The sequence below is a fragment of the Azospirillum sp. UFLA03-27 genome (assembly GCF_059803775.1).
Genome location: NZ_JAUQTX010000214.1, coordinates 1 through 11,476, shown reverse-complemented (window position 1 = coordinate 11,476; position 11,476 = coordinate 1). Strand labels below are relative to the sequence as shown.

Genomic DNA, 11,476 nt, shown 5'->3' with positions numbered 1-11,476 from the left:
CGCGTGACTGTCCCGGCCAGACCTGCCGGAGACCAGATGAGCACCCCGGCTCCTACACCACGCCTCGGGACACGACCAACCCGGTGCGGTTCAGTTTCCCTTGCGGAATGAGGTCGAGCCGCGGGACGTAGCCGTGCATGCGTGTCCTTCAGCGCTTCGGCCACACCGGGTGCTCGTGGTCAATCACCAGCGCATGGTGGCGACGACGTCCCATCGTGCTGAGCTCGGTCCCGGCGAAGTGGGGGCGGGAGGCAGGTTATCGTGGGTGTGCGGCAGTTCGGCCGGGCCGCCAGCCCGTCCACCGCCGCGGCTATCCCGGCCAAGCGGCGAAGCCCGGCAACGCCCGGCTCCGTCCTGCTGGGTCGGCTCCTGCGCCGGCAGCGTGGCGAAGGACAAGCTGCTCCGGACGTGAGGGACTTGCTAAGACTGTTCTTTACCTTTCTGTTCCTGACATACCGAGCACTCATGCACGTGGCCGGCGCCTTCGGAAAATTCCTGCATGGCGAATGGAGTGCGGCATGCCCAAGCTATCAGCCACCGCTCAACACAGATCAGATAGCCCCGTGCTTCAAGGCCGATACCGGCTCGATTGTGCTCTCGCAACGTCTTGAGTGCCCGACAAGCCGAGCCGCATGCCAACGAAACAAAATGGCACATGGCCGTTCCTAAAATGTCTTTCTCTGCGAAAAAGAGGTAATGCCAAAGCCTGGAGGTCGTCGAGTCGTAATTATTCTTCTCCACAAATATCACAGCTAAAAATTGCATACCTAGGTATGTGCGTTGTAGAGCGCCCCTGCCACATCTGGGCACACCCATCGACCCTTCACCTTGATGCAAGTCGCGTTGACCCGCTAGGAGCCGGTCGCCATCCACAGGTGAGGGCGGAGGCGCTCGTCCAACACCGGTGCGTAGGCCTGGATCCAGCGATCCAGTGTTGTGTGGTCCACCGATACGCCACGGTTGTCCTGCATGAGTGCCAGTTCGCGGTAGCTGATCGGAACCTGCAGGTACCAGTGCATCGCCCACAGGATCACCTCGGCCGCGAAATGCCGACCTTTGGACGGGCTCTTGTTGCGGCACATCACCCCGCCGCTTCCACCGCCGAAGGGGCGGAGGTTCTACCCGATCACTGCCCCGCCGCAAACGCTGCACCAAAGTCCGTTGCATCAGCGCCCAGAGACATGGCAAGGGACCAACTTCGTCAATGTGAGTACCCCAGACCGCGCCTCCATATTTCTATTTTAGATTTAGAAAGCTTAGCGCAATGCTCCACGGTTATGGCTCGGCTTGACTGCCCGTTTTCTAAGTTGCACTGTACTCATGATGGAAATCATCAAGTGATCTCTGCGTTTCCGAGAACGGTAGCGTACAATGAATGTTGCAAAATTATCTGCCTCCCTTCGCCGCTTCCGGAACCGCACCACCGTCCTTACCACCGTCGCGCTGATCATGCTGGCCTTGGGGAGCGGAGCTTGGCTATGGCTTGACCGGGCTCGAACCCTGCACGTCGGCGAGCGGTCGGCGCACGCTCTGGCTCGGGTATTGGAAGAGCAGACGGCTCGGGGCTTGCAGGCCGTCGATCTGACCTTGACGGGGATCATCGACACATTGACGCTGGCTCCAGGGCTCCGTGAGCACGACCCGGCGTTCGAGAGCACCCTGCGCCAACGGTTGCAGGCGTTGCCCCAAGTTTGGGCCTTAACGGTGGTCGGTCCGGATGGGTTCATCACTCAGAGCACCGGCAGCCCCGTAACCTCCCCCTTCCGCGTGGCGGACCGTGACTATTTCAACGCCCACGTCAGCGATCCCAGCCCTGGCCTGCGCATCGGCAAGCCGCTTGTCAGCCGGTCGGGCGGGGTCAGCTTCATCAGCATGAGTCGTCGCATCACGCGCCCGGACGGCAGTTTCGGTGGCGTGGCCGTCGCGGCAATCGAGCCCCGCTACTTTGAGCGGTTTTACCGTGAATTGGAGCTCGGAGAACACGACCGCATCGCGCTGTTCCGACGCGACGGCGTTCTGCTTGTCGGCTCCCCCTACAACGAGGCGGTGGTTGGCAAAGACTACGCAACAATGGATTTGTTCCAGACGCATCTGCCCGCGCAGGAACACGGCACCTACCGCCTTCTCAGCAGGATCGACCGCACCCCGCGCATCATCAGCTACCGGGCGGTTCCAGGCTTTCCTCTGGTCGTCACCGTCGGCTTGGCCGAGAACGAACTTCTCGCCGGATGGCGGCGGAATGCGGTTGTCATCTCGGTCATTGCCGGCCTTGTTGCGGCCTTGAGCATCCTCCTTGTCACCCTTTGGGTACGACGGCATGATGAAAGGGCGCAAATCCTTCAAAGGCAGGCCGATGCCCATGCGCAGGCCGCTCAAGCGGCCCTGAAAATGGCAGCGGTCCTGGAAAGCACCACCGACGCCGTGATGGAGCTGGACCGCGACTGGCGGGTGATCTTCATAAACGGCCGCGCCAAGTCAAGCCTGGGCGAGCGCGGTGATCTGGCCCAGCGTGTGTTTTGGGACGCGTACCCCGAGCTTGTCGGCACCGAGTTTTGGTCCTGCTGCCGTCAGGTTCTCGACGCCGGTGGAAGGTGTGAAGTTGAATTCGCCGGGCCGCTGATTGGACAACATTTCGCCGCCCGGGCTTTCCCCTCGCGGGACGGTCTGGTCGTCTTCTTTCAGGACATCACGGCGCGCAGGAAGGCCGAGCGGGAGCGCGAGCGGTTGGCGCAGGAGCTTGAGAAGGAGCGGACGCTGCTCAAAAGCGTGCTCGACCACTTGCCCTCGGGGGTGTTCGCAACCGCCGCGCCCGATGGCCGGCTGCTGCTGCACAATCCGGCGGCCGAACGCCTCATCGGGCATCCGGTTCACATGGCCAAGACCTTTGATGAATACGTCGCTTATGGCGCCGTTCACCCCGACGGCACGCCGTATCAGCCGGACGAGTACCCGCTGGCCCGCGCGCTGCGGTATGGTGAGACGGTCGCCTATGGGGAAATGCGCTACCGGCGCGGTGACGGAACCATCGCCACCTTCACCTTCAGCGCTGCGCCCGTGCGGGATTCAAACGGGCGCATCGCCATGGCGGTCGCCATCTTCCATGACATTTCCGAGCGCAAGATCATGGAAGAGGCCCTCCGCCGGAGCGAGGAGCGCCTAGCCTTCGCTCTCACATCGGCACGGGCCGGAACCTTCGATACCGACCTGCGCGCCGGCACAATCATCTGGTCTGCGGAAAGCTACCGTCTGTTCGGCATGGAACCGAATGGACCAAGCATCAGCCTGGACACTTGGTTCGACCTCATTCATCCCGAGGACCGGTGCCGTGTGCTATCCGAGCGCGCGCGGATCATCCGCGAGACCGATCCCACCTACCGCGTCGAACACCGTGTGTTGCGCCCGGACGGAAGCATAGTTTGGATTTCGGTGTTGGGGCGTTTTGTCTTCAAGACGGACGGTACGCCGGTTCGGGCCAGCGGTCTGTACATCGACATCACTGCGCACAAGCAGGCTGAGGAGGCGTTGCGCCAAAGTGAGGAGCGCTTGAACTTCGCCTTGGCATCGGCCAATGCGGGCATTTGGGACTGGGACATCCGGAGCGGCGCGTTGACCTGGTCCGAAGGGGTCTACACGCTGTATGGTTTGGCGCCGGAGCAGTTCACCCCAACCTACGAAGCGTGGCTGCCCTGGGTCCACCCGGATGATCGCGAGCATGTGCAGCACGCGGTGCGGGCGGCGTTGGCCTCGACAAACGGCGATTACACCCTCGAGCACCGCATCCGACACCCCAGCCGGGGAGAACGCTGGCTGATGAACGTGGGACGGATTCTCCGCGATCACGACGGCCTGCCGCAACGGCTGACCGGCGTCAGTCTTGACATCACCGAACGCAAGGGAATGGAGGACTCCGTTCTCCGCAGCCAGGAGCGCCTCAGGGACGCGCTGGTGGCGGCGCGCGCCGGGTCTTGGGAGTGGAACCTCACGACCGGCGAGGTCTTCTGGTCCGAGGAGAACCAAGTGCTCTTCGGCCTTCCTGCCGGCCTCATCGCCGCTGGGTATGAGGCCTGGTTGAGGATGGTGGTGCCTGAAGACCGCGAACCGGCTGACCGGATTGTCCACGATGCGCTGTCCACCGGCCAGGAGCGTTTCCAGATCGAGTTTCGTGTCCGTCTGTCCGACGGTGAGATTCGATGGCTTATTGGAATGGGGCGCATTCGCTACGACGTCAACGGTCACCCGACGTACATCACGGGGCTGAATGTCGATATCACCGACCGTCGACGGATGGAGGAGGAACTGCGAGGGGCTCGGCGGGAGGCCGAGCGGGCCAATGTGGCGAAATCGAAGTTCCTCGCCGCCGCCAGCCACGATCTGCGCCAGCCGTTGCAGGCTCTGTTCCTGTTTGCCGCCACCCTGCACGGTCATGTGCAGACCGCGCGCGGACAAAGCGCTTTGACCACGCTGGAGCGCAATCTTGAAACCCTGAAGGGCTTGTTGGACAGCTTGCTCGACGTTTCCCGCCTGGACGCCGAAGTGATCCGGCCGAACATCGAAAGCTTTCTGCTTTCCCCGGTGCTCGACGACGTCGGCGCCTCGTTTGCGCCGGTGGCTCTTCAAAAAGGACTGGACTTCCAGATCGACATTCCGCGCGAAGTCACGGTGCGCAGCGATTGCCATCTGCTCGACCGCATGATCCGCAATCTGGTCGAAAATGCGATCAAATACACCGAGCGCGGCAACGTCCGCCTGGAGTGCCGGGTCGTTGACGGGTGCGTGCAAATCACAGTGCGCGATACGGGCATCGGCATCGCGCCGGACCACTTGGATGCCATCTTCCTCGAGTTCCATCAGATCGGCAACCCGGAGCGCGACCGGACCAAAGGTCTCGGCTTGGGGCTGTCGATCGTACAGCGCTTGGCCAAACTCCTGGAACATCTGGTGACCGTCCGTTCCACCTTGGGAGAGGGATCGGTGTTCACCGTCGACGTCCCACTCGGCGAGGTGGCGGCGGTGCAGGCTCCGGAACCCTTCGCCGCTGTGACACCGCATGGTGGGGGGCGCCTGGCTGTCCTGATCGACGATGAGGACGACGTGCTTCTGGGCCTGCGTACCATTTTCCATGGCTGGGGATTCGACACCGTGGCCGGATCGTCGGCGGAGCAGGCGTTGGACCGGCTGAAGGCGGATGGACGCGTTCCTGCGGTGATCGTCAGCGACTATCGGCTGGCGGCGAACAAGACCGGCGTGGATGCGGTGTGCCTCATCCGGGAACAGGTGGGCTCTACGCTGCCGGGAATGGTCTTGACCGGTGAAACCGCGGCTGAACTGCGCGACGAGGTGGTCAAGCAGGGGCTGGAGATCGTCATCAAGCCGGTGGTTCCGCGCCGACTGCACGAGGCGCTGATGCGCTTGTTGGACGACGCCGCATGACTCGACTTTGCTCAATCACACCGGCTTGCTGCCTGACGAGATGGATGACGCAGTTCGGCGCATACGTCGACATACATCTCAACAGAACCCTCAGGCGCCCACGTCGAGATCCGCTCGCATGTCGGCGTACAGCACAGCCCTCCCCCGACCGGCTCGTTTTGCCGTATAGAGGGCTTGGTCGGCATACCGACAAGCCGTGTCCAGATCGGGGCTGTTCACCGGCCACAGTGCGACACCGACGCTGCACCCGATGTGGACGACCTCGCCTTCGATCAGAAACGGCGCGCTCAGGCCGTTGATGATCCTGCTGGCGACGTCAAGCGCGTGCTGCGGGAGCAGGCCGCTCGGCAGCCGCATCACAACGGCGAATTCGTCACCGCCGAGGCGTGCCGCCAAGTCACCGTGGCGCGTGCACTGAGCCAACCGAGCCCCAACTTCGACAAGAACCGCGTCCCCAACGTGATGCCCGTACGCATCGTTGACTGGTTTGAATCCATCCAGATCAAGGTAGAGGATCGCGACGGCGGATGTGCTCTGAACCGCTTCGCCTTTTAGGCGTTGCAAATGACCGTCAAACGAACGCCGGTTCGCCAACCCGGTGAGCCTGTCCTCGAAGGCATAGGTGCTTAAGGTCAGGCCCATGTCACGGACCGCCCGCGCGACCGCGCCGATTTCGGCAATGTGCGGCTTGTCAGGGGCATAAGGATGATTTGACGCGAACTGGCCCGACGACAGGCGCGCCGCCGATGCCTGGAGGGCGCGCAATCCACGGAGCACCGACACTTCCATCAGGAACCAGACACCGATCACCAGGACAAGCACCACGCCGACCATGACGCCGGTGCTGACCAGCAGTTTCCGGTCAACCTCGGCAACAGCGGCCTCTCTGGCGATGCCCACAGCAATGCGCGCTCCGGTATTGCCCAACGGGGCAAATCCGATGATTCGCGTCGCACCATCCAATCCTACCCCTTCGACCACCCCGGTCGTGTTCCGCAGGATTTCTTGGATGATCGGTTGCTCGGCCACGGATTGCCCGACCATCGCGGTCGGATCGGGCTCACGGGCAAGCACCGTGCCGTTGGCGTCCAAGAGCGTAACGGCTCCGCCCGTCGTCTTCGCCGCTTCGGCCGACAAGCCGGCCAACCACTTGAGGTCCACACCAGCCAGGAGAACGCGGTCAACCTTACCGACATCGTCGAGGGTGGGCAGCACAGCGACCAGAACCGGTTTGCCGCTGGCCCGGCCGATCAGATAAGCGCTGAGGGTGAACCGCTTGGTCACCAGTGCTCGTTGAAAATACTCGCGGTCAGCAATGCTCAGTGAGCGGTTATCACTGTCGCACAGCAGTTGGCCGTCGGGCTGGACCACGGAAAACCCAGTGCTCCACGGGTGCAGGGCGGTGACTTGCTGCAAAAGGGATACGCATTCGTCCGGTACCGCCATCCGCACCTCGGGCACGAGAGTGAGCATCTGGAGCGCGCCTCGCGCCTGCTGCAAAACCTCGGCTTGCTGGGCGGCGCCGCGTTCGGCAAGGAGAATGGTGCTGTGTCGGGCGCGTTCGATTTCTTGGCCGCGCTCTTGCAGAACCAGAAGAATAACCAATCCGGCCAGTGGCAGCAGAGCGAGCAGGATGAAGGTTTCGAGCCGCGCATGAAGCCCCACTTTGGACCACAGCGACCATGCGCGTTTGGAAGGACCGCGGACCATCGTACCAGCCATTGTGAATGCAGGGGTATGGCTATTCGTGACGCGTATGGTTTTTCAAGACTCAATTTGTCGCAATTTTGGTGGCGCCCCGTACTGTTTGGGGTTCGACGCAGGTGGTTGCCGAGGGTTGGCAGCCAGTCGTTCATCAAGACACCGTTCAGCTGAAGCGGTGGTGGCCGCTGTCGGCAGCACGCACTTCTGCTCATACAGCACAAACGAGGTTCGGGTGACCGCGTTGCTGAATCGGAGCGCTGAGGAACAGCTCCTACGACCGAAGATCCACCGCCTCAAAGGCTCTACACCTACCACAAGACCGCGCCACAACAATCTCTCGCGAGCTTGCAATAATGTTACAACGACGGGATAATTATATAATAATAAAATTGATGATCTTGTATATTTTACTTGAAATTAGCAACGCGTCAACTTGTCACTTCTCACATCCCATACCCCAGTATGGTATGTTTACATACTGATACCCAACTCAGAATGGACGTTGCCATGGGCGCCCTGCTCGCTCGCTTTCGCATCAGCACCAAAATCTCAGCCGTGGTCGGTGTGCTGGCCGTAACAGCCACAATCCTCGGCTCCCTCGGCATCATAGGGATGAAGACCTACGATGATCGGGTTGATGACATCCAGGACCTGTCTCAGAGAGCCCTGCTAGGCGAGCAAATGAATAGCCTCGTCTACAAAGTCGTGATGGACAGCCGTGGCATCTACGCAGCAAATACAAAAGATGAGGCACGGTTGTTTTCCAATGCGGTGACCGAGACCACCGCGAAGATGGAGACATTGCTAGCAGAATGGAAAACTCTGGTGCCAGCCGACCGTCGCAACGAGTTCGCAGCATTGGAGAAGAGCATCAGCGAGTTTATTCAGATCCGCAACGAGGCCGCACGTCTGGGTGTGGAGGCCACGCCGGCTGAAGCCGAAAAATACGCTGGAAATGACACCTCACGTGCCAATCGCAAGAGACTGGGCGATGAGTTGGAGCGACGGTCCGGCCAGAACTTGGAGGCCATCAAGCGTGCCAACGACGAGGTGGGGGCCTACGGCCACCAAATGTTGCTCCTGATCTTCTTGGTGGGCGTTGGTGGCATTGGCGTGGCTCTGGTCAGCAGCGTGGTGATCTCCCGCTCCGGAATCGCCCGTCCCATCGCGAACATCACCAGCACCATGTCCCGCTTGGCTCAGGGTGACCTGACGGTCGATGTCATAGGCGCAGAACGTGCAGACGAGATTGGTGGCATGGCGCGGGCAGTTGCGATCTTCAAGCATAACGCACTTGAGCGGGAGCGGATGGCCGCAGCCGAAGAGGCAGAACGGAAGGCCAAGGAACTGCGGACCACTGCGGTCGAGCAGTTGATCGCAGGCTTCAACCGCAGCATGTCCGACATCCTGCGCGCGGTCAGCGCGGCCGCAACTGAGTTGGACGCAACCGCGCAGACCATGTCGCACACCGCAGAGCTGACCAACAGCCAAGCGGCCAGCACCGCGGCCGCGGCCGAGCAAGCCTCGGTCAACGTACAGACCGTGGCCTCGGCGACTGACGAGCTGTCGGCTTCGATCCGCGAAATTAGCGCGCAGGTCACCCGCTCCACCGAAATCGCCGGCAAAGCCGTGGATGAAGCGCAAGTCACCAATGATCGCGTCCGCGGTTTGGTCGATGCCGCCCAACGCATTGGTGACGTGGTGAAGTTGATCACCGACATCGCCAGCCAGACCAACTTGCTGGCCCTGAACGCCACCATCGAGGCGGCCCGCGCGGGCGAGGCTGGAAAAGGGTTCGCCGTGGTCGCCAGCGAGGTGAAGAACCTTGCAAATCAGACGGCGAAGGCAACGGAAGACATCGCCAGTCAGATCGCGTCAATGCAGCAGGCCACCAGCGAGGCTGCAACGGCGATTACCGGCATTGGTGCCACCATCGGCAGCATCAATGAAATCGCCACCTCCATTGCTTCGGCCATTGAGGAGCAGGGAGCGGCAACTGGTGAGATCGCCCGCAACGTGCAAGAGGCGGCGCGTGGGACCGAAGTGGTAACCGCCAACATCACCGAGGTCAGCCTTGGCGCCACTCAGACCGGTTCGGCGGCGACGCAGGTTCTAGGTGCGGCGGGCGAACTCTCCCGCCAGTCCGAGATGATGAAGAGTGAAGTGGAGCGTTTTCTGGATGGTATTCGCGCCGCATGAGGCTTGGGTGACGGATTTGGTGTTGCGCCGAGCGGCGGGCCCCGATGGTTCCGCTTCCATCGCAAGAGGTGGAGCAGCCGACGCATCGGTCCGCCTGTACGGCACACCGATCAGGTAGAGGATAGGAACGGACGTAGACAAGCGGCAGACGGTGCGGAGGGCTCCCACCGGCGACGAGGGGCGAGTCGACAGCACGATGATCCTGCACCGGCCGGCTGACACAGCCGCTGCCCCGAAGCGATGCACGTCCGTTTGGGGCTGAACACCAAGCCCCAACGGTGCGGGCTGCCATTGGCGGCATTCAGAACCGTGGGCGGCGCCGTGTCTTGATGTGCCTCAACTCAAGCTCGGGCAGAATTACTTAGAATTCTAAGCGAAACGTTGGCGTAAGGAGAAAGTGCGGTGGCGATGGTGCGCAAAGGGTTGCGGGGGATCGTTGCGGTCACTGGCGCCACGCTCATTGTCGGGATGGCGTCCTTGATGAGCGCCGTCGTTGGCGAGCGATCCAGGACACAGCTTGAGCAGGAGATCGGCCGCTCGCTGTCCGAGGCCGCCTACCAGATGGCCGAGAAGCTCGACACCGATATGTGGGCTCGCTCAAACCAAGTCAGTGTGTTGGCGAAGATCGACGCCGTGCGCGACTGGGCAGTCGCTCAAAAAGTCGTCGATGAGCTCAAAACCAAGGACCATACCCTGGCTTGGGTCGGCGTCACCGACGCCAAGGGCACCATTGTCGCCTCCAGCGGCGGCACCCTGCTCGGGGTCGACGCTTCGTCCCGGCCGGTCTACCGGGAGGGTCTGAAAGGACACTTCATCGGCGACGTGCACGATGCCGTAATGCTCGCCAAGCTGCTGCCGAACCCAAGCGGTGAGCCCATGAAGTTCGTCGACGTCGCAACGCCGCTGACGGACGAAAATGGCATCGTGGTCGGCGTCTTCGCCACCCATTTCTCGTGGGGTTGGGCCCGTGAGGTCCAGCAAACCTTGCTCAAGCCGATGCACGAGCGACGTGGGCTCGAGACCTTCATCGTCAGCGCCGACGGAACCATCCTCCTGGGGCCGGAGGGCACGCTGGGGCAGCCCCTCCCGGTGGGAAGCGTCGCGTCGGCCAAGGTGAACGGCATCGGCTGGACGGTCGAAACCTGGCCGGATGCCCGGCGCTACCTGATCGGCTATGCTCACAGCCCAGGCCATGCCAGCTACAAGGGGCTGGGCTGGACTGTGGTGGCGCGCCAGCCGGTCGACGCTGCCTACGCCACAGCGGATGCTCTTCAGCACGAAATCCTGCTGTGGGGCGGAGCATTTGCGTGCCTGTTCTCCGCCGCGGCGTGGTTTGCTGCGGGTTGGATTGCTCGTCCCCTTCACCGAATTGCCGACGCCGCCAGACGACTGCGCGAGGGCCAACCCGGCGTGGAGATCCCGGTGGTCGGCGGTGCCGCCGAGGTCGAGGACCTGTCGCGCTCCCTGCGGGACCTGATCGCCGCGCTGACGGATTCCAAAAGCGCTCTGGCCCGGATGGAGGACATCGCCTACCAGGACCGGCTGACCGCTCTGCCCAACCGGCGCTTCTTCGAGCAGTATGCCGAGGCCCTGGCACACCGGCCCGGCACCCAGCCGTTCACGATGATGTACTTGGACCTCGACTGCTTCAAGCCGGTGAACGACACCTTGGGCCATCAGGCCGGCGACGCTGTTCTTCGTCAGGTTGGCGCCCGGCTAGCCTCCTGCCTGCGCACCGACGATGTCATCGCCCGGCTGGGTGGCGACGAGTTCGCCGTGATCATCAATCCCGTCCGGGGAAAGGAGCCTCCGCATATCGACGACATTGCCGCCCGCCTCATCACTGCGGTGAACGAGCCGATCATCATCTCCGGCCGTGTGGTCCAGGTGGGGTGCAGCATCGGCATCGCGTCGTGGCCGGAGCATGGTGGGACAGTTCACCAAGTGCTTGAGCACGCCGACCGAGCTCTATACGCGGCAAAGAGGGCGGGGAAGAACCGGACGCTCGCATACAAAGATTTGATTTGTGGGGCTGAGGCTGCGAATCTCGTCTGAGGAGCACTGTGGGGGACTGTCTGAAATTTCGTGTACGGGCCATAACTTCGGGACCGAAGGAGGCCCCGCATGGCACGACGCAAACAAC

At 62.2% G+C, this 11,476-nt stretch carries 4 protein-coding genes and 2 pseudogenes; 4 read left to right on the top strand and 2 right to left on the bottom strand.

The features are described from left to right. Positions 1-851: 851 nt before the first annotated feature. Complete coding sequence (locus tag Q4I23_RS24860) at positions 852-1,082, bottom strand: hypothetical protein (protein WP_498527991.1); 231 nt, start codon at positions 1,080-1,082, stop codon at positions 852-854. Between the two features lie 289 nt (positions 1,083-1,371). Here Q4I23_RS24860 and Q4I23_RS24855 point away from each other — a divergent pair, with 289 nt between their 5' ends. Beyond that, complete coding sequence (locus tag Q4I23_RS24855; protein ID WP_498527990.1) at positions 1,372-5,430, top strand: PAS domain-containing protein; 4,059 nt, start codon at positions 1,372-1,374, stop codon at positions 5,428-5,430. A 90-nt stretch (positions 5,431-5,520) separates the two neighbouring features. Here Q4I23_RS24855 and Q4I23_RS24850 read toward each other — a convergent pair whose 3' ends face one another. Then, positions 5,521-7,152 carry a diguanylate cyclase domain-containing protein gene (locus Q4I23_RS24850; protein ID WP_498527989.1) on the bottom strand — a complete coding sequence of 544 codons (1,632 nt, stop codon included), beginning with the start codon at positions 7,150-7,152 and terminating at the stop codon, positions 5,521-5,523. A gap of 444 nt (positions 7,153-7,596) precedes the next feature. Here Q4I23_RS24850 and Q4I23_RS24845 point away from each other — a divergent pair. The 3 genes and pseudogenes from Q4I23_RS24845 to Q4I23_RS24835 all read left to right on the top strand — a co-directional run. After that, positions 7,597-8,142 (top strand): annotated as a pseudogene (locus Q4I23_RS24845) (MCP four helix bundle domain-containing protein); the annotation flags it as partial. Between the two features lie 144 nt (positions 8,143-8,286). Beyond that, positions 8,287-9,333 (top strand): annotated as a pseudogene (locus Q4I23_RS24840) (methyl-accepting chemotaxis protein); the annotation flags it as partial. A 408-nt stretch (positions 9,334-9,741) separates the two neighbouring features. After that, entirely contained in the window at positions 9,742-11,388 is a 1,647-nt protein-coding gene (locus tag Q4I23_RS24835) for a diguanylate cyclase domain-containing protein (RefSeq protein ID WP_498527992.1), read from the top strand. Positions 11,389-11,476 lie beyond the last annotated feature (88 nt).

Coding starts and splice junctions, on each gene's coding strand:
- Q4I23_RS24860 (WP_498527991.1), bottom strand. CDS start 1,082: ATGTGCCGCAACAAGAGCCCGTCCAAAGGTCGGCATTTCGCGGCCGAG.
- Q4I23_RS24855 (WP_498527990.1), top strand. CDS start 1,372: ATGAATGTTGCAAAATTATCTGCCTCCCTTCGCCGCTTCCGGAACCGC.
- Q4I23_RS24850 (WP_498527989.1), bottom strand. CDS start 7,152: ATGGCTGGTACGATGGTCCGCGGTCCTTCCAAACGCGCATGGTCGCTG.
- Q4I23_RS24835 (WP_498527992.1), top strand. CDS start 9,742: ATGGTGCGCAAAGGGTTGCGGGGGATCGTTGCGGTCACTGGCGCCACG.